Source organism: Cyclobacterium plantarum, from assembly GCF_011290685.1.
Classification (GTDB): Bacteria; Bacteroidota; Bacteroidia; order Cytophagales; family Cyclobacteriaceae; genus Cyclobacterium; species Cyclobacterium plantarum.
In genome coordinates this window covers 57,829-81,182 of the sequence record NZ_JAANYN010000011.1, presented here as the reverse complement: position 1 = coordinate 81,182, position 23,354 = coordinate 57,829, and the positions used below count along the sequence as shown (strand labels likewise).

Annotated in this window: 11 protein-coding genes; 4 read left to right on the top strand and 7 right to left on the bottom strand. The window is 45.6% G+C overall.

What is annotated here, in order from left to right; genetic code table 11:
* Nucleotides 1-50: 50 nt before the first annotated feature.
* A complete protein-coding gene (locus G9Q97_RS20635; RefSeq protein ID WP_166150402.1) occupies nucleotides 51-3,146 on the top strand; it encodes a SusC/RagA family TonB-linked outer membrane protein in 3,096 nt (1,031 codons plus the stop codon).
* Nucleotides 3,147-3,158: 12 nt separating this feature from the next.
* Nucleotides 3,159-4,556: a SusD/RagB family nutrient-binding outer membrane lipoprotein gene (locus G9Q97_RS20630; protein WP_166150400.1), complete on the top strand. Its 1,398-nt coding sequence runs from the start codon at nucleotides 3,159-3,161 to the stop codon at nucleotides 4,554-4,556.
* Between the two features lie 640 nt (nucleotides 4,557-5,196).
* On the opposite strand, the gene G9Q97_RS20625 is transcribed toward G9Q97_RS20630, so the two are convergent.
* Complete coding sequence (locus G9Q97_RS20625) at nucleotides 5,197-7,146, bottom strand: pyrroloquinoline quinone-dependent dehydrogenase (protein ID WP_166150398.1); 1,950 nt, start codon at nucleotides 7,144-7,146, stop codon at nucleotides 5,197-5,199.
* 832 nt (nucleotides 7,147-7,978) lie between these two features.
* Here G9Q97_RS20625 and G9Q97_RS20620 point away from each other — a divergent pair.
* Both G9Q97_RS20620 and G9Q97_RS20615 read left to right on the top strand, forming a co-directional pair.
* Nucleotides 7,979-9,286, top strand: coding sequence for a D-alanyl-D-alanine carboxypeptidase (locus G9Q97_RS20620; RefSeq protein ID WP_166150396.1), 1,308 nt, complete (start codon nucleotides 7,979-7,981; stop codon nucleotides 9,284-9,286).
* A gap of 14 nt (nucleotides 9,287-9,300) precedes the next feature.
* Nucleotides 9,301-11,400 (top strand): S9 family peptidase, encoded by a 2,100-nt coding sequence (locus G9Q97_RS20615; RefSeq protein WP_166150394.1) that lies wholly within the window; start codon nucleotides 9,301-9,303, stop codon nucleotides 11,398-11,400.
* A gap of 3 nt (nucleotides 11,401-11,403) precedes the next feature.
* On the opposite strand, the gene G9Q97_RS20610 is transcribed toward G9Q97_RS20615, so the two are convergent.
* From G9Q97_RS20610 to G9Q97_RS20585, 6 genes are all read right to left on the bottom strand, one after another.
* Complete coding sequence (locus tag G9Q97_RS20610; protein WP_166150392.1) at nucleotides 11,404-13,329, bottom strand: methyltransferase domain-containing protein; 1,926 nt, start codon at nucleotides 13,327-13,329, stop codon at nucleotides 11,404-11,406.
* 207 nt (nucleotides 13,330-13,536) lie between these two features.
* Nucleotides 13,537-14,316 carry an SDR family NAD(P)-dependent oxidoreductase gene (locus G9Q97_RS20605; RefSeq protein ID WP_166150390.1) on the bottom strand — a complete coding sequence of 260 codons (780 nt, stop codon included), beginning with the start codon at nucleotides 14,314-14,316 and terminating at the stop codon, nucleotides 13,537-13,539.
* 182 nt (nucleotides 14,317-14,498) lie between these two features.
* Nucleotides 14,499-15,926 carry an SDR family oxidoreductase gene (locus G9Q97_RS20600; RefSeq protein ID WP_166150388.1) on the bottom strand — a complete coding sequence of 476 codons (1,428 nt, stop codon included), beginning with the start codon at nucleotides 15,924-15,926 and terminating at the stop codon, nucleotides 14,499-14,501.
* A 210-nt stretch (nucleotides 15,927-16,136) separates the two neighbouring features.
* Entirely contained in the window at nucleotides 16,137-20,942 is a 4,806-nt protein-coding gene (locus G9Q97_RS20595; protein ID WP_166150386.1) for a RecQ family ATP-dependent DNA helicase, read from the bottom strand.
* A 288-nt stretch (nucleotides 20,943-21,230) separates the two neighbouring features.
* Complete coding sequence (locus G9Q97_RS20590) at nucleotides 21,231-22,298, bottom strand: glycoside hydrolase family 10 protein (protein WP_166150384.1); 1,068 nt, start codon at nucleotides 22,296-22,298, stop codon at nucleotides 21,231-21,233.
* A 90-nt stretch (nucleotides 22,299-22,388) separates the two neighbouring features.
* Nucleotides 22,389-23,348 (bottom strand): hypothetical protein, encoded by a 960-nt coding sequence (locus tag G9Q97_RS20585; protein WP_166150382.1) that lies wholly within the window; start codon nucleotides 23,346-23,348, stop codon nucleotides 22,389-22,391.
* Nucleotides 23,349-23,354: the final 6 nt, after the last annotated feature.

Sequence of the window (23,354 nt, the reverse complement as noted above, 5' to 3'; positions counted from 1 at the left end):
AAACTCAAGAAACTTAATCAAGCATTGTTCATCTTATAAACCATATTCCTATGAATAGAAATTTTACACATTATTTATTGCTAATCTGTTTGCTTTTGCTGCAACTGCCTTTAATGGCCCAGCAAAGGAGCGTTAGCGGAAAAGTGACTTCCACGGAGGATGGAGGAATTCTTCCGGGGGTCAGCATAGTGATAGAGGGTACCACCACAGGGACGGTATCGGACATTGACGGCAATTATTCCATCGATGTTCCCGGCCCCAATGCGGTTTTGGTGTATTCATTTATAGGTTTTGCTTCCCAATCCCGTCAGGTAGGCAACAATCAAACCCTGAATGTTGCATTGAGCCCTGAGGCCGGGGATTTGGATGAATTCATTGTGACGGCCTTTGGTATATCCCAGGAAAAAAAATCCCTGGGATATGCGGCTCAAAGCATAGATTCGGAAGCGATCACCAAAATGAAGCAGCCCAATCTGGTCAATGCGCTGCAAGGCCAGGTGGCCGGTGTTCAGGTTACCAATTCGGGAGGTGCCCCGGGCCAATCTGCCCGAATCATCATCAGGGGCATTAACTCCCTGGACCCGGGTGCGGATAACCAGCCCCTCTTTGTGGTGGATGGTGTCCCAGTGGATAACTCCACCATTGAATCCTCAGGCACCCCCAGGGGCCTATCCAACCGGATGGCTGATGTCAACCCGAATGACATTGAATCCATGTCCGTACTGAAAGGAGCTGCGGCCACCGCCTTATACGGGGTGCGTGCCGCAAACGGTGCAGTCATCATTACCACCAAAAAGGGGAAAGAAGGTCAGATCAGGGTCAATTACAACGGATCGGTGGGCTTTGAAGAACTAAACCGCCTTCCTAAACTTCAGGATGAATACGGGCAGGGATTTAGTGGGGAATACCAACCTAACAGTTTCTGGCCCTCCTGGGGGGCACCCATCAGCGAGGTGCAGCAGACAGTACCTGATCACAGGTACCAGGACAACTGGAACAGGGCTTTCAACACGGGGGTGCAGATTGACAACAGTGTGAGTATTTCCGGAGGAAATGAAGTCGCTACTTTCTATGGCTCCTTTGGCAACCTTACACAGGAAGGGATCATACCCTTTTCCACCTGGGACAGGACCACGGCAAAGCTTTCCGGATCGGTAAAAGCAAGTGATAAATTTGATTTTTCCGGCTCTATTAATTTCTCCAATACAGGAGGAAACCGCGTGCCGCATGACCGTTTTATGGAACGCATGATGTACTGGTCCGAAACAACCGATGTCCGTGATTACATCAACGAGGATGGTACCATGCGTACCTATGGCAATACCAACCCCATTTACGATGCCCGCTTTGCTACCTACGAAGACGATGTGAACAGGGTTATCGGTAATATCAACCTCAACTACCACCCTACAGACTGGCTGTCATTCTCCTACCGGCTTGGAAATGATTTCTACAGCGATACCCGTACGGAAATCACTCCCGGACCAAAGGGAATAGACGGTGAAGTGGCATTGAGCTCCACCGGTCTTTTGGAAGAAACACGGATCAATAGCAGAGACCTTACTTCCAACTTCTTCATTACCCTGAAAAAGCAATTCAATTCCGATTGGAATACCAGCTTGAGGTTAGGAAATGATATATTTGAAAGGCGATTTGACGAAGTGACGGCCCGGGGAGAAAATTTTGTGATCCCTGAGTTTTATAACCTGAACAATACCACCCAGATTTTTGCCAGTCAACGTAAACGATTAAGAAGGCTGGTTGGCTTTTACGGTGACCTGATGGTGGATTATAAAAACTTCCTTTTTCTTAATATTACCGGAAGGAATGACATTTCCTCTACCTTACCCAAGGACAATAACTCCTTCTTTTACCCATCTGTAAACCTGGGCTATGTTTTCAGTGAAAACATGACATTGCCTTCCTGGGTCACTTTTGGTAAATTACGGGCATCCTGGGCACAGGTAGGTAAAGATACCGATCCACATATCCTGGGTGCGACTTATGCCTCCCCTGATATTTTCCCTCTAAATGGGCAAGTGGGATTTACCAGAAATTCGGTATTTGGAGATCCTAACCTGAGACCGGAACAAACTACCTCCCTGGAATTTGGCCTGCAGACAGCCTTCCTGAATAACCGGGCCAATTTTGATGTCACCTATTACAAATCAAATGCAAGAGACCAAATCATTCCGGTTCCGATTTCTGATGCCACAGGTTATTCTTCTTACATTACCAATGCGGGAGAGATAGAAAACAGCGGATTTGAGTTTATTCTGGGAGGTACTCCGGTTCAAAGCCAGGATTTTTCCTGGAACATCAGTGCCAATCTATCCATCAACGACAACGAAATCAAATCCATCAGAGAGGGAATTGATGAGATTGTGGTCGGCAGCCAGTTTGGTTATGTGGGTTCCACTGTAACTATGAAGTTGATAGAAGGAGAAGCTTATGGCAATATTTTCGGCAGCTCCTACCAAAGGTTTGGAGCTGATCCGGACAACCTGTTTCTGGACCGAAGTCTGCCTGTTATCATTGGTGCCAATGGTTTCCCTGTACGAACCGGAACCCAATTGGTGCTTGGAAATGCCGTTCCGAAATGGATAGGTGGTATCAGGAATGATTTTACCTACAAAGGTTTTGAGTTATCGTTTTTGGTAGATTTCCGAACAGGTGTAGAGCAATACAATCAGTTTAACAATTTCCTCTCCGCTTTTGGAAAGAATGAATTCACCGAGGCCAGGGAAGATTTCAGGGTATTTGAAGGCGTGCTGGCCGATGGTTCGCCAAATACGCAGGAAGTGTGGCTTGGGCAAGGTGAAGGCCCTGATGGAGTGGACTACGGAGCAGGCTATTGGAGAAACCATTACAGGACCACCAGTGAGAACTTTGTGTCAGATGCCAGCTTTATCAAGTTGAGAAACCTGACCCTGGCCTATAATTTAAGCCCGAATATTTTGGGTAATACACCATTCAGGTCTGCGAGGGTTTCGGTAGCAGCCAATAATATCATCCTGTATACACCCTGGGATGGATTTGATCCGGAATCGTTTTCTGCCGGTGCGGGAGGCAATGCGGTAGGCTTTACCGGTCTGGGCTTCCCGGGTGTACAGAGCGTATTCTTTAATTTGAATCTTGGACTTTAATTTTCAGCCATTATGAAATCGATATATAACCGAATATTTGGTCTTTTACTGCTACTGGGGGCATCTTCCTGTGAAGATTTCCTCGATGTGAACGAAAACCCAAATAATCCTCAGGATGCCCCTATCACGGGCCTGATGACCAATGCCACTTATGAAACCGCATTGAATGTACAACGTGTCGGAAGCATTACCTCTAACTATGTACAGTACCTGGCCTCACCCAATCCGGCCAGTGCGTCAGATGTCATGGAGCCACTCAACTATAGCGGGACCTGGTTTAACCTGTACAATGTCATGACCGATCTGACCGACTTAGTCAGCAAAGCTGAAGAGTCGGATGCAGGACATTACCTGGGCGCCGGCCAAATATTAATGGCCCTGAACCTGGGAATGACGGTGGATATTTTTGGAGATGTGCCTTATTCTGAGGGTTTTGACTTCAGTGCTGTTACGCCTGCTTATGATGATGATGAACAGCTTTATGCGGAAGTTCTAAGCCTCCTGGACCAGGGAATTCAGAACCTGTCTGGAACCACTGCTATTTCTATAGGCGATGATGATTTTATTTTTCAAGGGGATGTAGAAAGCTGGATAAAATTTGGGAATGTACTCAAAGCCAGGTTTATGCTGCATACTCCAAATGCCAATGCCAATGAATTGCTTTCCGCCATAGACAACGGTTTTGAAGGAAATGAAGACGATGCCTATGTGGAATTCTTTGAACAACGTTTTAATCCCTGGGCGCAGATTGCCATCAATAATGAAAGCCTGCTATTGGGCGGTTGGATCTCCACTCAATTTGTTGAGGCCTTGGATGGCACTTCCTACCCGGTAGTGGATCCCAGACTGCCACTGATGATCGGCACAACCGATGATGGGGAATTTATCGGTGTACCCAATGGCGCAGGCAGGGGCGATGCGCCGGAACAAGGAGCCCGTTCTACCTTGATACCCGGTCAGTATTACACCTCAGAGCTTTCCCCCCTTTTGATCGCTACTTTTGCAGAGCAAAAGTTTATTGAGGCGGAAGTGAGCCTGGGTAGCGATCCCAACCGGGCCTATGCGGCCTATTTGGCAGGTATTGAAGCCCATATGGACATGCTGGAAGTGCCTGAGTCAGAAAAGGAAGCTTATTTATCCGACCCAGGTGTAAGCATGGGTGCGGGCTCCCTGACCCTGGATGATATCATGAAAGAAAAATGGGTGGCCCTATTCCTGCATCCGGAAACCTGGAACGACGCCAGGCGGTTTGATTATGGCTACAAAGACATGACCTTACCCGCTAATCTCAATACGGACTTAAACAATCAGTTTATTCGCAGATTGCCTTATCCGGACAATGAAGTCAGCAGAAATGGCCAAAATGTACCGGAGGTGACCCTGCTGGACAGGATCTGGTGGGATCAGTAGTACAAATGAACTCCTCTTTTTTGCTGGGCGAAGTTTGCAACTTCGCCCTTTTATTTTCGATGGTGTGAACAAATAATGCTTACAAAAAGGCCATTTGTAATGGCAATACCGGTTCACCGATAAAAATGTAAATCAATTACATTTATTCCAGGAAAACCGGCATTACAAATGCCTGGTGTACGTATTACCTGGATAAAAGGGATGTAGAAAAATTCTACACCCAGTAGCATTATATTTATCTGTGTTAATCTGCGCTATCTGTAGTGCACCCCTAGATATTCTCGAAGCTGTAAACAGAAAATGCGCGCCAACAGGGTTAGGCATAGGCTGGGCGATGCTGGGCGAAGTTTGCAACTTCGCCACTGTTATTTTTGAGGATGTAAACAGAAAATGATTGTCAAAGGGCCATTTGTAATGGCCAAGCGGATCCCAAAAATAAAAACGATACTGACTTAATGGTCTTTCCCTATTGGCCATTTTTGTGGTACTGCTGGTTTTCCCACAGATTTTTTCTACTCTTTGCTAATTTATGCTACAGGATTGTCCTTTTTTCGTTGATTTATCTGTGCTAATCCGGGCTATCTGTGGTGCGCTTTTTTTCCTTGCGACCGGGTGTGATTAAACCTACATACGAAACCGCCTACTCCAAGGCATAAGCCACTACATAATCCCCCAGCGGAGTACCCAGCTTGCCATGCCCTCCGGCTGAGATCACCACATATTGTTTTCCAGCCAGCAGATAGGACATGGGCGTTGATTGGCCACCTGCAGGAAGTTGATTTTGCCAGAGCAGTTCACCCGTTTCCGTATCGAAAGCCCTGAAAAAACCATCCAATGAAGCGGCCACAAAGGTTAGCCCGCCAGCCGTGGTCAAGGCACCTCCGAAGTTTATAGACCCCCAATTCACTGATTCCGGATAAGTTTGAGGGTCGTACATATAGCCAAGCGGCACCTCCCATTTGAGTTCACCCGAATTCATGTCAATGGCCAGCAAGGTTCCCCAGGGCGGTTTTGTCTGCATTTGCAGTCCGCTTTCGTTTCTCGCAAACAGGTAATCCCTTTTCAGCACATATGGGGTTCCTTCCTGCAGTCCGGTTTCTGCCCGCAATAGGGCCTCATTCTTTCCTTCTTCTTCCTGAAGTTTTTCCCGGGGGATCAGGCGGACAACAGCTACCAGGCGATTGATGTTGGTGATCAACAGGTTTCGTTCAGGATCGTAGGAAACTCCTCCCCAATGCACTCCACCGGCATTGGACGGGGCCACCATGGTACCTTGCAGGCTGGGAGGGGTGAAAGGCCCCTCGTTGCGTAGGGAAGCCATACGCTTTTCTGCCATTTTCCTATCAGCTTCGGTCAAGCCCCAGGCATCCGATACACCAGTGTGCTGCGGGCCTACCGGCCGTGGTAAAACAGGAAAGGGCTGGGTAGGATAGGCTTGCTCTCCGGGCACCACACTTGGGGGAACTGGCCGTTCCTCTACCGGAAACAAGGATTTTCCGGTCTCCCGATGCAAGAGGAAAATATGTCCCATCTTGGTACCGACCGCCACTGCCGGAACCTCCACACCATCCCGCTCTACCGATATCAAAGCCGGTTGGGCAGCGTTGTCGTAATCCCAAAGATCGTGGTGAACAGTCTGGAAATGCCAAACCAACTCACCAGTACTGCCGCGGAGGGCTACGATTGAATTTGCGTATTCGTTCTTACCGATGCGTTCTCCCCCGTAATAATCCGGACTGGGACTTGTAGTGGGGATAAACACCAGATCCCTATCCGGATCAACCGAAAGAATGGACCAGGCATTGGCAGCCCCGGTCTGTGCCGCTTTTTTTCCTTTCCAGGTAGCCTTTGCCGGATCTCCCGTCCTACGGGGTATAGGGTCCCAGCTCCATTTCAGCTTTCCTGTCAAAACATCAAAGGCCCTTACTACTCCCCTTTCATAATCCAATCGTTGGTTATCCCCCATGGAAGAGCCGGTGATAAGTGTGTTCCCAATGATTGCAGGTGGAGAGGTGACACTGATGGGACCGATGCCCTTTCGCAGGTCAATGGAGCCATTTTTTCCGAAATCGGAAATGGGCTTGCCGGTAGCCGCCGATAAGGCAATCAATCGGCCATCGATGGTGGCCAGGTATATTCTCCGTTCCAAATCTTTCCTTGCTACATCCGATCCCGGCCAGGTGGATACACCCCGCGAAGTGATTTCTGAATAATCGTCTTTCAGGTTCACTTCGGGATCGAATGTCCACTTTTCGGCACCGGTCGCGGCATCCAGCGCAATGACCCTATTACTGGGGGTACTCAGGTACAAAACTCCCTCCACCATTAGGGGAGTGGCTTCAAAAGCGGCTTTTTCTGCCGCATCGTTATTCCGGTAGTATTCCAGTTCACCGGTACGGTAGGTCCAGGCCACCTTCAGCCGATTGACATTCTCGGGACTTATCCGGGACAGGGCTGCATGCCGCATGCCTCCCGGATCCCCTCCATAGGCTGGCCATTCCCTGTCATTCTCTTGCCCAAAAAGTGTCCATGGGGGTGTCAGGAAAACAAAGATAAATAGGCAGGCGATTATATTTATGTGGTTTGGCATTGCTTTCAACAACTTAATCAAGGAAAAATAGTCATTTTCCACGATTTAAAACAAGGTAAAAGGGTTATATTTTAACCAAAAAAGTAAGATTCCAGGATCATAAACCTGAAAGGGGATTCTTTAGGAGTAGGATAAACTACCTATTTTTTCTTGATTCAGATAATGAAGGTTATAGGAGTATTGTCCCGATTTTTGCCGGATTAAGTTTAGGGAAGAGTGTATAAGTCCAGCCATGGATGGATTTATATTCTTCCCCTATTTACAAGCATTGCAAATGTCTGGTATACCTACCTGATCGAATATTTAAAATGTGGGTTTTTGCTGGGCGAAGTTACAGGCTGGTCGAAGTTTGCAACTTCGCCCAATTATCTTTCAGGATACAAACAGATTAAACTTCCCATCAGGCCATTTGCAATGGCCAATCGATTCCCGTAAACAGAAGCGGAATGATTCTACGGTCATTTCAGATTAACCGGCATTGAAAATGCCTGGTGTAGATTTCACTTGGATAAAAAGGATGTAGAATAATTCTACACCCAGTTGCCATCCAAACCTGCAGCAACACCATAACTCAATAAAGCATTACTGGTCATGGAAATGCCGGATCCTACAGAAATGCAGTAAAGAAAATCGTAATATAAAACATACGGGTTTAGCCATTGCAAATGGCTTTTTACCTACGATTAACTGATTACAGCACCGAAGATAGGAGGCTGAAGTGGCATACTTCACCCAGTTTCAATTCTTTATTCTGTGTAAATCTGGGCTATTTTTGGTGTACTTTTTTTAGGTAATCCCTTTTTTATTCCCCAACCAAGGTTAAATTTAAACCATGAAGCAAATCTACTGGCTATTTCTCCTGCTGTTTTGTTCCTGTACGGTACAAAAAGTAAAAAAATCCGTCTATGACTCCGAAGTCTTTGAAAAGGGGCATATGGGCTTTATGCTCTACGACCCGGTAAAGGAAAAAACCCTGGTGAGCCTTAACGAAAAAAAGTACTTTATTCCGGCCTCCAATACCAAGATTTTCACTTTTTATACCAGCTACAAGGTGCTGGGAGATGAGCGGGTAAACGGACTGAACTATATCGAAAAAGGAGATTCTCTGCTGTTCTGGGGAACAGGAGACCCATCCCTGTTGCATCCGGACTTACAGGACAGTACCGTCATTCATTTTTTACAAAAACGGCCGGAAGACTTGTATATGGTGGATAATTTTGATCAGATTTCCCGGTATGGACGTGGTTGGACCTGGAACTGGTACCCCTATTATTTTGCAGCCGAGCGATCACCATTGCCTATTTATGGCAATGTGCTGCGTTACGCCAAAACAGCAGAAGACCCGCTGGCCAAAGCTTATCCCAACACGACATTTTTGCCCCTATCCCGGCAAACCGAAACGGTTCCGGAAAAATACGCCATTCAAAGAGACATAGAGAAAAACATCTATTTTTATGCCCTGAATCCGGAAACAACTGATTTATCCTTTGAAACGGACAAGCCCTTTATTACCTCTTCCCACCTGGCCAGAAACCTGCTGCAGGAAGCCGTGGGCCGCAAAATAAGCCTGATCGATGGAAGGACCGTTCCAGCCGCCAAACCCCATAAACTTCCGACGGCGAAGGCCGATTCCATATACGCCCAGATGATGAAGATCAGTGATAACTTCCTGGCCGAACAGTTGATGGTAATGGTTGCGGATGCCCTTTTTGATTCCGTTGATATGGCTGCCGCTATCGATTATGCCAAAGACAGCCTGCTACAGGACCTTCCAGACGAACCCCAATGGGTAGACGGTTCGGGATTGTCGCCACAAAATATGTTTACCCCCAGATCGGTGGTTCGCCTCCTGGATAAAATCTTGAAAGAGGTTCCCATGGAAAAAATTAAGGCCTACTTCCCCGCTGGTGGGGAATCGGGTACCATCCGGAATTGGTATCCTGCCGATCCTGGCGAGCCAGCCTATATTTATGCCAAAACCGGTACCCTGAGCATGAGTTCTGCGCTCAGTGGCTACCTGATCACAAAATCAGGCAAAACGCTAATCTTCAGTACTTTTTTTAACAATTATACCGGCAGCTCCAATGTACAAAAAGAGGAATTGCAAAAAGTGCTTTACTTCATCCATCAAAATTACTGAAACCTGAGCTTACCATGTTGAAACGAAAATTCTTCCCATCATTCGCTTTACTTATTTGTTTGCTGCTCCCCTTATCGCCAGGGTTTGCCCAGGACTTCAGTACCCTGGATGTCTCCAAATTCTCCTTTCCCTCCGGACTGACTGCCAACGCTACCCAATCCAGCATCGCCTGGGCCATGAATGAGCAGGGCAGGCGAAACGTATATTTTGCCGAGGCACCGGACTACCAGCCCGAGCGAATTACTGATTTTATGGAAGATGACGGTCAGGAAATCAGCAGTTTGCAGTTCAGTGAAGACGGGGAATACCTGGTATTCGTTAGGGGAGGTGACCATGGAGGGGGCAATGCCTCCCGGCCGGTAAATACGAATAATATGCCTCTGATGACCAATGTAGCCATATGGACAATAGAACTGGCCACAGGAAAGACAGAAATGCTTACTGAAGGGGATGATCCTGTCTGGGGAACAGGCCATCAACTGGCATTTAATAAAAATGGAGCTATCTGGTGGAAGGACCTGGATGCAGAAGAAGCACCACATGCCATCATCCAGAACAGGGGCAGCCTCGGGGAGTTGCGTTATTCTCCTGATGGCAAGCAACTGGCCTTTGTGGCCAACAGGGGAACTCATTCCCTGATTGGCATATATACTGATGCCCAAACCCCGGTGAAATGGCTTGCTCCCTCTTTTCAACGGGATCAGTCTCCACGTTGGTCGCCAGATGGAAAATCCATTGCTTTTGTGCGTACGCTTGGTGGATCCGGGGCAGCTTTGCCCTTATTGGAAAAGCACCATGCTCCCTGGGAAATTTGGACAGCAGATGTGGTCTCCGGAAAAGCAGCCATGCAGTGGAAAGCACCTGAAACCCTACGGGGATCCATACCCTCCACCCAGGGAGGATTTAACCTGCATTGGCCCGTTCAGGAGCAATTGGTGTACCTGTCTTATGAAGACGGCTGGCCCCACCTTTATTCCCGGGATCTTCGAAACAATACGTCTACCTTACTTACACCGGGTGATTTTATGGTGGAGCAACTCAGCTTGCACCCCGACGGCCAAAGCCTGGTCTTTGCCGCCAATGGAGGAGATCTACCGGATGATCTGGACAGAAGGCATCTGGCTACGGTTGATTTGACTACAGGAAAATTTGCCTGGAAAACCTCCGGAGAGGGAATTGAAGCCTATCCGGTCTTTACAGGAAGGGAAGATGAAATTGCCTACTTCTCGGCCACCCCCAAACGTCCGCTTCTTCCAGCCATTTTGAGGGAAGAGACGGTGAAATTGTTGGGAGAAGAACTGATTCCTGATGATTTTCCAGAGGCTGAGCTGATCAGCCCAAAGCATGTGCAATTCACAGCTGCGGACGGCACCACCGTCTATGGACAACTTTTTGAACCGCCAGCAAACAGATCAACCAAACCAGCCGTAGTCTTTGTGCATGGGGGACCACAGCGACAAATGTTGCTGGGCTGGAGCTACATGGATTATTATTCCAATACCTATGCCATCAACCAAAAATTGGTGGAAATGGGTTTTGTGGTGCTATCGGTAAATTATCGGTTGGGTATTGGCTATGGCTATGAGTTCCACCGCCCCTCCGGCACCTATTACCAGGGTGCTGCCGAGTACCAGGACATCAAAGCAGCCGGAGAGTACCTGTCCGGTCTGGATCTGGTAGACCCGGAGCGGATAGGCATCTACGGGGGTTCTTACGGGGGCTACCTTACTGCCATGGCTTTGGCAAGGGATTCCGGTTTATTCAAAGTGGGAGTAGACATCAGCGGCGTGCACGATATGGATCACAGGTATGAGCTGCCAGAGGGTATTGAAGTGGCACCGGACTACGCAGAGGCCAAACAGATCGCCTGGGAATCATCCCCAATTGCCGATTTGGATCAATGGACTTCCCCGGTTTTGTTTATCCATTCTGATGATGATCGTAATGTGGGGTTCTACCATAGTGCTGATTTAGCCCGCAGGTTTGATGAACTGGGAAAACCCTATGATTATCTGGTCATCCCCGGAGATACGCACCATTGGATGAAATTTTCGAATATGGTGCAGGTGAATGAGGCGACCGTAAACTTTCTCCACAAACACCTGCAACCTTAATCATTAGGACAGCTGCGGCTCATTTATGGGATGGTATCGGGTATCGGCCGCATTCAATATGGCTTCCAGCATCTGGGTGTAATCCATACCGCCAATGCTGCTCATTTTGGCCAGGTGACCATCCCAGCACCAGCCTGGATTGGGGTTTACTTCCAGCATTTTGGGTTCATCCAAACTGTTGAGCCGCCAATCGAAACGGCAATAGTCTTTGCAGTCCAGGCGTTGAAACAACTTCAAACTGTGGTTGATCAGCTCCTGTTCCAGGGACAGCGGCAGGGAGGCCCGTATGGACCTGAGGGTCTGCATATACGGAGAGTCTGTCAGCCATTTGGCTTCGTAGCCGCAAATTTTCGGTAAGCCCTCAGGTAATTCAGAATAATCCTCTTCAATGATGGGAAGTACCAGGTAGTTATCCGAATTGCCGATGATGCCCACAGATACTTCGGCACCTGTCAAAAATTCTTCCACCAGAATGGGTTTGTCGTACCCGAATTGTTCGCGGATCCGGAGAATGGCATCCGCCAAATCTTCAATGGTATTGGCCACGTTCTTTTGGGTAATCCCAAAACTGGAATCTCCAAAATTAGGCTTGGCGATAACTGGAAAAGGAATATTCAGCTCAAAGAGGTTGTCCTCTGCTGTGATGACAAAGGCATTGGCCACCGGCACACCTATTTCTGTGGCAATACCGCGGATCAGGGATTTATCATAACAATAGGCCAGCGTTTGTGGATTGGATCCGGTATAGGGTAAATTCATCATTTCCAATAATGCTGGAATATGCAATTCCTTTCTGGCATCATTGCCAAAGCCTTCATCGCAAAGGTTAAAGACCAAATCTGTTTTGTCCTTTAATTTTTGTAAATCATTGATCAGTGTGTGGTGGCCATTCAGAAAACTGAATTTAAAATTCTCCAGTTTACTAAGCCCGATTTTGAGTTTTTCTATGGTTTCAAAATCATCGCCGTCAAATTTTGCATCGGGTTTGATAATGTCATTTAAAGCCGGATCACCCATGATCACGACCACATTCTTTATTGCTTTTTTCTTTTTCTTGGGCGACCATTCCTTTACAGCAGTGGTGGTAAGGATAAAGCGGTTGGCCATCATGCCCAGATCCTGGTTGCGCAGAGAGGCTACTTCGATATTCCCATGAAAATTCAGTTCCTTAAACCCTACTTTACCTATCAGATCCGCCAGGATTTCCCTGGTATAAAGTCTTTCAGCATAAAACTGATCTACAATCACTCCTTTTTCTGTGTTGGTGACTACTTCTCTGGAAATTAGCCTTTCATTGTCTGTGGCCAGAGAGCGCTCCCTGCAGACAAAATGCTTTTTATCGATCCATTCCCAGCTTCTGGGGGTAAAGTTATCTCTCAGAAAAGATCCGTCTGCTACATCCATCAACAGGCGACCTCCGGGTTTCAATACCCTGAATACTTCCTTGAGAATTTTAACATCATCTTCAGCCGTTTCAAAATAGCCAAAACTGTTTCCCAATATGGTGACGAAATCAAAGGAGTCACTGGCATAGGGCAATTTTCTGGCATCACCTTCTTTGAATTGAATCGAAACACCTTTTTTTCGGGCAATAGATTTCGCCCTTTGGGTCAGGTACCTGGACCGGTCAAGGCCAAAAAGTTGGAAGGACCCACGGTTGCTGAGTTCCAGCAAGTGCCTACCCTGCCCGCAAGCCAGATCAAGTAGGCTATTGCCCTCCCTGATGTCCAGCAGTTCATGGAAAAGGTCAATTTCCGATTTCGTGATGTTCTCATCTTCCACTACATCCGCATCTGTTTTCAGATAGGTGGCATTAAAAATTCTTTTCCACCATTCGGGGTGCAAGTGATACTCCAAATTTTTTACTGGGCCCTTGGTTTTTCCGGTCCTTTCTGTTGAGCCCTTTTTCAAAGGGACTTTTGTTTTCATCTTTTTGTTTTATGGCTGTTTAAAAGTTTCTCTGACAACTTAAGGTTTAATTTAAATCAATTGTCAAATTGTAGCAATATACGTTTAGCATAAAGAAACGGCTGAAAAAAACAAACCTATTTTTTCCAAATAAATTGGTCTCCAATTCATGCTAATTAGATAATCTTAACAATAAAAGCAGCTTAACAAACCAACAATTTAAAGCCCTTAATTTTTTTTGATCACAGCCCTGGCTATTTTAACCGAAAGTGCCCTGGGAGCGAATCTCACGGCATTTGATTGAATATAATTTTTTATGCCGTGTATGGCCACTGGTTTACCCTGCATCATTTTCCTATAGGCAAATTCTGCCACTTCTTTAGAACTCGGAAGTTTCTTGCCTTTCATAAGACTACTCTCTTCCATTTTGGCACCGGCTTTAAAGCCGCTCTCCGTAGGTCCGGGACAAAGGGCCGTTACCGTTATCCCTTTTTCTTTTACTTCATTATTTATAGCTTCAGAAAAATGGAGCACATAGGCCTTAGTGGCAAAATAGACAGCCATCAAGGGACCAGGCTGAAAAGCAGCTGTGGAGGCCAGGTTCATAATCTTTCCCCCTCCCTGCCGGATCATATCCTCAAGGTACAATTTTGTCAATTGGGTCAGGGACAGGATGTTCAGGTTGATCATCTGCGCTTGTTTGTCCCAGTCACTTTCATGGAAGGGCCCAAAATCACCAAAACCAGCATTATTGATCAGGTAATGTATGGAAATTTTTTGTTTTGCCACCTCATCGTATACCTCCCTGGCAGCATTGGGAACTGACAGGTCTTTTTGGATGGTATAGACCTTGATGCCAAACCCAGTTTCCAACTCGGACTTAAGTTCATTTAATTTCGATATGGTTCTTGCCACCAGGACGAGATCATCTCCTTTCGAAGCATGAATTTTTGCGAGTTCCAAACCAATGCCATCGGATGCACCGGTAATCAGGGCTGTTTTATTCATAAGTTTTGATTATCAAGGATTTGATACCTAATAAATGTACCCTTTTAATTTCAAAACCAAACATTTTCGGTAAGTAAGTTTTTATTGGCTATAAAAACAGAATAGGATTGATTAGCACCATTAAGCTCCCGAAAAGAAAAAAGTGCTCTTGATGGTATCGTTACGTAGAATGTATTATGGTTTCAGGAATGTGAACTTGCAATATTCCTGATCATTCCCCCGAAAATGAAGCCATGAAAGGGAAAAACCGAATACCAATAAACCCTGCCCCACAAACCCAGGGGCCTGAAGGTGGCTGTCTGCACCAACTCGCCCTTTTCAATTTTAAATTCCAGCCAGGCTTCCCCAGGTAATTTCATTTCTGCATAGAGCAGGAGCCGCTTTTCGGATTTACTGGCGATGAGTACCCGCCAAAAGTCCAGGGATTCTCCCGCTGAAATTTCAGTTTCACTCTTTCTTCCCCTGCGCATCCCTACACCACCCACCAATTGATCTAAAAACCCCCTGATCTCCCAGAGCCAGTTGCCATAATACCAACCCTGCTTACCGCCGATTTTCCAAATATTCGTTAAGACCTGCTCCTCATTTTCAATGGGAAGTCTGCGGACTTCCACATAGCAGCCGTTTACCGGTACCTCCATGTACTTCGTCAGGCCTTTATGCAGCAGATCGGAAGTTTGGGCATCCTTCCAACTGGATAAAACCTGGTTTTGCTCAATTTTATCGAAAGCCAGCCTGATGGCATCATCATATCCGATCAATTTGATGCCCAGTGAGGATGCCAGGTCATTGGGCGAACAGATCACTTCAATCTTCATGCTATCCACCAGGTTTTGGGCCAGGGCATAGGAGGTGGATGTCACAAAATACAGCCAATAGGATGAAATCCTTGGGGTCATGACCGGTACCACCATAATGCGACGCTTCAAGCCCCTGATTCTTGCAAAGTGCAATAGCATTTCTTTGTAGTTCAGGATATCCGGCCCTCCGATATCAAAGCTTTGGTTGTAGGTCTCTTTTCTGAGGATGACCCCTTTCAGAAATTCCACCACATTCCTGATGGCAATGGGCTGACACCTGGTTTTTAGCCATTGGGGGGCAATCATGACTGGCAATTTCTCTACCAGGTCCCGGATGATTTCAAAGGATGCACTGCCAGAACCTACAATAATACCTGCTTTCAAAGTGGTCAGCGCAAATTTGCCATCCGATAAAATGCTTTCCACATTCTTTCGGGAAGAAAGGTGTTTGGACAATTCTTCCTCATTGTCTATGCCACTGAGATAAATGACTTGTTGGGCTTTGGTTTCCTCGATGCGGTTTTTAAAGTTTTCTGCGCAAGTAGCCTCCATTTCTTCAAACTTGCCACCTGAAGAAGACATGGAATGGATGAGGTAATAGGCCATGTCAATATCATCCGGGATATTTGTCAGGCTTTTTTCGTCTAAAAAATCGGCTTCCACTACCGAAAGGTTAGCTGAGGGAAATTGGTGGATATTGAACCTGTTTTTGTCCCTGACACAACAGACCACCTGATGGCCCTCCTGGAGGAGTACGGGCAGTAAACGTTGGGCAATGTAACCGGTTGCACCTGTTAATAGTATTTTCAAATTGTTTTTTCTTGATTTTTATTGATGCTCTTGTTATCAAAATTCAACTAAAGATAGCGCCTGTTGTTTGGTCTGGAAATTGTAAAATCCAATCGTTGTTTTAAACAATAATTATCCCTCATTCATGATCAAATTAATAAAATCCGTCATTAAAGGTAAAAAAAGATCTTTCCAAAAAAAATGACCTTGGTTGAAAATTACAGGATAATATTAATTTGCTTTAATCAAAATCAATTCAGGTAAAATAATCAGGGCTTCCTTTTCCAAGCCTTCCTTTTTCCAGTAAACCAGGTGATTTACTTTTCCGGAATCCAGTAGGTAACCCATTTTGGCCAGGTTTTCCAATTGGGCAACAAACAATTTGGAAAAGGTCAATACGGGTTTCCCTGCGGAATTCAAACATTGATTCCCATTTACCCGGAGAGGGTCACCACTCTGCAGCGTTACCAGAAAATTTTGTCGCTTTAGGTAATAATCCAGCCAAACATCTTTGAATGACAATTGCATGGACAATTTTTTTGGTGGACCATAAATACTGGGATCATTGATTTTTTCCAATCTTTCTACGTGAATGTCGTCCAGAAAGTCTGCGTTCAGGTGTACCCCAAGAAAATTTTTCGCACGGGTCATGCCCACATACAGCAGCCGCTTCATGGCGTCTGTCCGGGGATTAAAATTGGACAGCATCAAAAATACATGGTCAAACTCTTTCCCTTTCGCTTTGTGAATGGTGGAAACAAAAATTACATCCCCATACTCCTTGTAGAAATCCTCTAATCTGGATTCCCGGATGAAAACCAACAGATCGGATAAGTATTTTTTTACCGGATGGCTTCTTTCAAAATCATGGAACAGTTGCTTTATGATAGAAAACTTTGCACTTGAGCTGAATTTTTTATCCCAGCTCCTTTTGGCCTCGCCCCATGTCTGATCATCGATAAGAAAAGTGTCATCCCTTAAATCCAACAGGTCAAAGAAATACCGGATTTCAAAAAGCTGGAATAAGTTAAAGCCGTCGTTGCTTTGAATAAGCCGGCATGGTATTCCGCTGTTGGTCAGTGAGCCCGCTATTTGAAGGGCTTCCTCATTGGTCCTTGTCAAGACGCAAGTGCTTCCAGACAATCCCGTTTCCTGAAGGGTTTTTGCCAAAGGAAGTACCAGTTGATCACTTTGGTATTTAACCAGTTGAATTTTCCCGGGATCAGATTGCGTCGCAATAATTGGTGTCTGCTTCAACCGGGCTTGTATTTTTTTGACAAAACCATTGGTGAATGCCACCAAATTGGGTTTACTCCGGTAGTTTTCAATCAATTCATATTGAACGGCCATTTTGGACTTGATAAAATTTTCAAGATATTTTCCGCTTGAGCCCCGGAATTCGTAGATGTTTTGGTCATCGTCTCCCACAGCGATCACCCTCATTTCTTCATTTTCTTCCATCAGGGCCTGAATCAAGGCAAATTCTTCCTTATCCATGTCCTGAGCTTCATCAATCACCAAAACGGCTTTACTTATCCCACTGGGCTCCACCTCTCCTTTTTTAATTTTATTAACTGTCAATGGGAGGATCTGGTCGGATTTTTCCAGGTTTCCCACCTTTCCCAAAAGGTCAAAGCAAAAGGAATGGAAGGTTTTGATGGCGATATAATTGGCTGCATTTCCGAGCAGGTCAAAAAGTCTTTGCTTAAACTCTGTGGCTGCTGCTCTTGAAAAAGTCAACATCAACAGCTGATCGTACTTTATGTCTTCCATAAGTACCAGGGAGGCCAGTTTGTGCACCAATACCCTGGTTTTGCCGCTTCCGGGGCCAGCGGTTACCGCTATATATTGGTTTTTATTGTCATTTATAATGCTCAGTTGGGCAGGGGAAAGCTGTCCAAAAAGTTGCCGGAATTTGGCAGGAGTGATGTTTTTTTTGATCTCCTTCTGTCTGCTTCCCTTGAAATACTTCCGCAAAAAGATGGGGTAATTCAGTTGAAAATAATCTTCAACAAACTGTAGCGCATCTTTGTAATCCACAATCATTTTTTTGGCATACTCGCCTACAATGTGGATTTGCTCTACTTTACTTTGGTAAAAATTTTGCAGTTTTTGATAATCTTCGATTTTATAACGCCTTTTATTGTCCTGTTCCAGTCGTTCGATATTCAGCCGGTTGTAAATCACTAAAAAGCCCCCCTCAATCTTTATGGCGTCAATTCTGGAAAGATAAAACAGGGCATCTTCCACATCCAAACTGGAAACCTCTTTATGAAAAAGACCCGGAGCAGTTTCGAATTGCTTTTTCAATTCCTGTACAGAAAACTCCACCAGTGTCTCCTGCCCTTCTTTTGAGCCTTTTTCCACTACCAGATTGCTTTTGTCAAACAGGTAATCAATAATGAACCTGCTGAGCTCATGCCGCTGTCTCAATTTATCTTTCAGGACCTCTACCGACTGTATGCAAATGAGGGCCAGGTGATTTTTGGAAGTATAGTGTTGCTTCTTTTTTATCCAGTGCTTGATCACCCAGAAATTCAGAATTGTTTTTATTTTCTGAGGAGAAACATCTTTGCATTCCGCTGCTTCAGCACCTTCATTCAATGCCTTCAGGTGAAAGGTTTTTTCGGTTTCTTCCAATTCATTCAACAAGAAATTCTCCAGCTTTCCGAAAGATTCCAAAATGTCCAGTGAACGGTTTTTATTTTCCCCTTTTTTGATAAAAGCCTGAAGGTCCTTGGCATCGGCCAGGATGTTTTCTTCCCGAAGCAGGTTGATGATATTGATTACTTCTTCTTTTACAATACCCAAATGTTCGGAGATATAATCAACTCTCGATTCACCTACTTCGTCCTGGCTTTCCTTTCTGCTTTTACTGGAAAACAACTTTTTGATGATGCGTATCCCTCCCTCCTTTTCCTTTTCCCGGAATCTGTCTGAAGCATTGATTTTTTCAATGGCCTCGTTGGCATTTTTGGAAAGGATGCTATTCGCAAATATCCGGGGCATATTTTGGCCCCTTTTGAGATAGCCGGCATCTTCCAGGGCTGCTATGGCAGTGGTAACCCTGGTTTCCAATTCGCGAATGTTATCATCCCAGCCAGCCTTCCTGGCAATTTCCAGTGCAGATTGGGAGGCAACGGTACGGAACCGGGTGATGTCCTTGATGGCTTTCCATATTTGCTGTATTTCCTTCAGGCTAAGTTTTGTTTGATTGAGCAGAATGAAATGTTTGCTCAAGTCATCTTCATCAAATAAAACATAACAATCAGCTGTTATTTGTTCATCCCTTCCCGCCCGACCGGCTTCCTGTACATAATTTTCCAGGGAATCAGAAATGTCGTAATGAATCACCATGCCCACATCTTTTTTATCTACCCCCATCCCAAAAGCAGAGGTTGCCACCATTGTGGGAATTTCTCCCCTGATGAATGCGTCCTGATTGGCTGATTTTTCTGTTTTTTCCATCCTCCCATGGTAGGGACGGGCAGAAAGGCCATCATAACTAAGCCTTTGGGCCAGTAAATATGCCCTTCTTGTGCGGGCAACGTAGACAATGGTCGGACAATTTTTTTCTTCGATCAGATCCCTGAGCGTTTGGTATTTTTCTTCTTCACTTTGCCTGGGATATACTTTGTAGTGAAGATTGGTCCGCGAAGAAAGGGATTGAAACAGAACGAGGTCCAGAGACAGTTTTTCCCGGAAATAGTCACGAATATCCCGAATGACCTGCCGTTTTGCCGTAGCCGTAAAACAGGAAACGGGTATACCATCCTCCAGGTGTTTTTTGTCCTGGAGGTTTTTGATAAAATCACCGATATACAAATAGTCTACCCGAAAGTCCTGTCCCCAGGAAGAAAAGCAGTGGGCTTCATCTATGACAAAGCGCACCACATTCCTTCCCAGGAGTAGCCGTTCGATCGTTTTGGAGCGAAGGGATTCCGGAGAAATGTACAGAAGTGAGGCAGAACCATCCTCCACGCGCTCAAAGGAATTGGCCCTTTCGATAGGATCCAATAGACCATTGATGGTCACTGCTTCGGTTATGCCGGATTTATCCAAATTATCCACCTGATCCTTCATCAGGGATTGCAGGGGTGAGATTACCACTGTTAAGCCCTTGGTGCTTTCTCCTGACATCAGTGCAGGAACCTGAAAAGTAATGGATTTTCCCCCACCTGTAGGAAATACAGCGAGAATGGACCTATTGTCAATTGCTGCTTGAACAGCCCTTTCCTGCAAGGGCTCCCCCCCGAACTCTCTATAGGCATCATAACCAAAGTACCTCTTTAAGCCCCGATGGATATCCAAAGTTTGGTTGCAGTAGGCGCAACCCCTCAGGCACGGTTTACTTCTGAGTAAGAACATGATTCGATGTACCTCCGGATAATTTTTGAGTACCCAAGGGGGCGTGATCGAAAATCTGTTTTTCGCCTGTATCAATGCCAGACAATATGCCAATTCGATAGGGTATTCCGAAATTAACTTTGTCAGGCTGCTATTTTCACAAATTTTTGAATAGCATACCTGCCGGATTATTTTTTCGACATCATTATTTTGCTTGCTGAAGGAAAGGAAGTGAAAGAAAGCTGCAAAATATTTTTGATCTTTTAAAAGTAAATAATACAAGTCCTGAATTAAGGGGTCCAGTTTTTGGAAGGCAGTTACTTCGTCATAAAACAGGTCCTTTGCTTTCAGGGCATCACTTAAGGGATTGTTCAGCTCATCTGTCTGCAGCTTATCATCTTTGAGCAAAGCATGATAGGGCCTGGATGGAAATAATAAAGGTGAAAAGTAAAGGGTATCGATTACCTGATTTTCTTTAAGCCAGAAAAGGCGGCCTGCTTTTTTGAAGTAGGCAATGTCGTGTTTGAAGATATTATGGCCACAGATGAATCTGGAATTTTGAATAAATGAAATAAAGGCATTAATTGAAGGATCATGAAATAAGGCACCTTTTTCATCAACTGCCCCCAAATCAAATATTTTATGGGTTACAGGATCAATTTCAGCATCTATAAAAGTGATCGGTTCCATTCATTACAAGGGAAAAGTGTTTATTGGATTGGCCTACGTTTCATGCCCTCCGGATAATTAGAATAATTTTCCAAGTATAAAAAAAAGTGGAATAAAATTAGGTGTTTTAAAGTAATTTTCGTTCAATGTACAGGAAAAATGACGAAAAACCCCTGTTTGGTATTTGTATTTTTATCATTGTTTAATTTCTTCCTCAGCTTTAAATTCCTAGGATTTTCCTCATCAAGTTATCGGTACAACGGTCACAAAAAAGTACCGGTCTAACCCTACTTTTTTTAATTTCACTTCCTACTGAGACCCTTTGTTCCGGTAATAGTCCTGCATCACCTTTAATTTTGCAGGATTTTCCAAAAGCGACTGCTCAGAAAACATCATGATGCCAGAAGCAGGTGCACGGGAACCTTCCTGCAAGGCTTTTCCAAATTCCTCGGGGCTAACTAATCCGGGTTTGTCGTGGGCCTGGACAATGGGCCAGACCAATGCCTCCGATGAATCGATAGCTTTGACCAGCCATTCCAGGTACTCGCCCAGCCAATTTACGGGCCTGCCATACATCTGGTGAAAAAGCATGGGAGCCAATACATCCACCCGCTTGGCCAAAGAAGACACATCAATGCCCAGGGTGTTGAACAAAGCCCCTCTATGGTCTTCCGGAAACCAGGCACAATAAAAAGCTCCTAAAAGTGCATCGGGTTGGTTTTCCTTCAGGATTTTACCCATTTCGGTCACCCACCCATTCAAAATACCGTTTCGCCAGTTCCTCCAGGCAGTTTCCTGATTGGCCAGGATCCATTGGGCCCTGTTTGCTATATCCTCCACTGGAATTTGGAGGTTATGGGCCTTTTCAAATTGACCGGTACAACGGTCGCAAAAACACGTCTCAGGCAGTATCGGTTGGTCCGTTTCAAATTGGGCATGCCAATGCAGGTAATCCAAAAACACCCCATCCACCAGATAACTGTCAAGGGTTTCCCGGAGCTGTTCGGCCCTGTAGGCCTGGAAATCCGGATCTGTAGGACAAACCCCCATAAACCAATCGGCCGGAGCAGCCTGCTCTCCCTTTTCATTGATGGGCCAGGCTTTGGGATGCGCTTCGATATAGCCCTTTCCATTCAGGGTGGGAAATTCCACAAATATCCGGCATCCCTGAGCTTTGGCCTGTTGGTAAAATTCCTGATTTAAAGATGCCCTTCTGACGAATACGGCATTCACTCCCAACTTATCAAAAGCGTAGCCTGCTTTGAGTACCCTTTCCGGGTTGCCGTAAATCCCTTTGACAAAGACATCCTCATTGCTTACCTGAGAATAGACAGCACAATGGATAAGCAATAAAGGTAGCCAAAGGAACTTGTTCATGGACATAAGTTATCCATAATAATTGAGAACATCAGTGGATAGAACACCTTTTAGCGAAGGATTACCATTTCTCTCAAAGCTGATAATTTTTTATTCTTCCCTGAAAATGATTTGCCAGCCTGTCCGGTCTAATTTTTGCCAGTCTCGGAGGTAATGTTCTCGAGCCGCGGCCTCAAATTGGCTGTCGGACAGTATTTTTGTTTCCTTTTCTCCATCCAATCCATTTCTTCCCCTTTTTCCATTTTTGCCATCCTCTTCCTGCCTGGCCTTTATTTTTTGTTGGTTATTTTGGCTTTGAATCTGTACATTCCCTCCGCGGCCAGGTAGGTTGGGGTCGGGCTTTTTTGGTTTCCCGGGTGTTTGGGTAAATACCCGAATAAAGGTGGTACCTCCCGTCCCTCCGAATCCTCCTGCCTTACCGTCTCCTCCTGGTGCGGTCAATTGTACCGGATAATCGGTATTCTGGGAATGAAGAATCAATTGGCCTCCTTTACCACCACTTCCTCCGTCTTGCCCGTCTTCTCCTGCGGTTCCCATACTTACATCTCCACGATTCTTGACTTCACTTTTATCCCCGTTTTTTCCCTTGCTTCCATCCCTGCCAGCGGTCCCGTCCATACCGGGCAAGTGAAATGCTGCTTCGCCGATATGATTAGCTATTATTTGGACTTCTTTACCACTTTTTCCAGATACCCCGCTTCGATTTGAAGGGGTAGGCGCCGGAAGTACACTTACCTGGTTTCCATCGGTACTGAAATAATTGGAAACGAAGATCACATCCACTTCCCTTAGGGTTATCCGCTCCGTAACGATGATAGAATCTGCAAGGAGGATTACCTGATCTGCCTCATCCAACCTGGCCTGGGCATTGATATAGCCTGCCAAGTCTTCATCCAGTTTCAAATTGGTTTCTTTTGGAACATTTTCCTGAGAAACCTCGGTAGCATAATGGCTAAAGCTCTCTTCAACGTAGGAGGTTGTGGGCTGGAATAGGATCAACCCAACTTCCAACAGGGTTAGAGAAGAGAAATTTATCGCCGTCGTCATCATCTTTTT

What these genes read in the sequence shown, in the direction of transcription:
- G9Q97_RS20635 (WP_166150402.1), top strand. Translation starts at nt 51, where the DNA reads ATGAATAGAAATTTTACACATTATTTATTGCTAATCTGTTTGCTTTTG.
- G9Q97_RS20630 (WP_166150400.1), top strand. Translation starts at nt 3,159, where the DNA reads ATGAAATCGATATATAACCGAATATTTGGTCTTTTACTGCTACTGGGG.
- G9Q97_RS20625 (WP_166150398.1), bottom strand. Translation starts at nt 7,146, where the DNA reads ATGCCAAACCACATAAATATAATCGCCTGCCTATTTATCTTTGTTTTC.
- G9Q97_RS20620 (WP_166150396.1), top strand. Translation starts at nt 7,979, where the DNA reads ATGAAGCAAATCTACTGGCTATTTCTCCTGCTGTTTTGTTCCTGTACG.
- G9Q97_RS20615 (WP_166150394.1), top strand. Translation starts at nt 9,301, where the DNA reads ATGTTGAAACGAAAATTCTTCCCATCATTCGCTTTACTTATTTGTTTG.
- G9Q97_RS20610 (WP_166150392.1), bottom strand. Translation starts at nt 13,329, where the DNA reads ATGAAAACAAAAGTCCCTTTGAAAAAGGGCTCAACAGAAAGGACCGGA.
- G9Q97_RS20605 (WP_166150390.1), bottom strand. Translation starts at nt 14,316, where the DNA reads ATGAATAAAACAGCCCTGATTACCGGTGCATCCGATGGCATTGGTTTG.
- G9Q97_RS20595 (WP_166150386.1), bottom strand. Translation starts at nt 20,942, where the DNA reads ATGGAACCGATCACTTTTATAGATGCTGAAATTGATCCTGTAACCCAT.
- G9Q97_RS20590 (WP_166150384.1), bottom strand. Translation starts at nt 22,298, where the DNA reads ATGAACAAGTTCCTTTGGCTACCTTTATTGCTTATCCATTGTGCTGTC.
- G9Q97_RS20585 (WP_166150382.1), bottom strand. Translation starts at nt 23,348, where the DNA reads ATGATGACGACGGCGATAAATTTCTCTTCTCTAACCCTGTTGGAAGTT.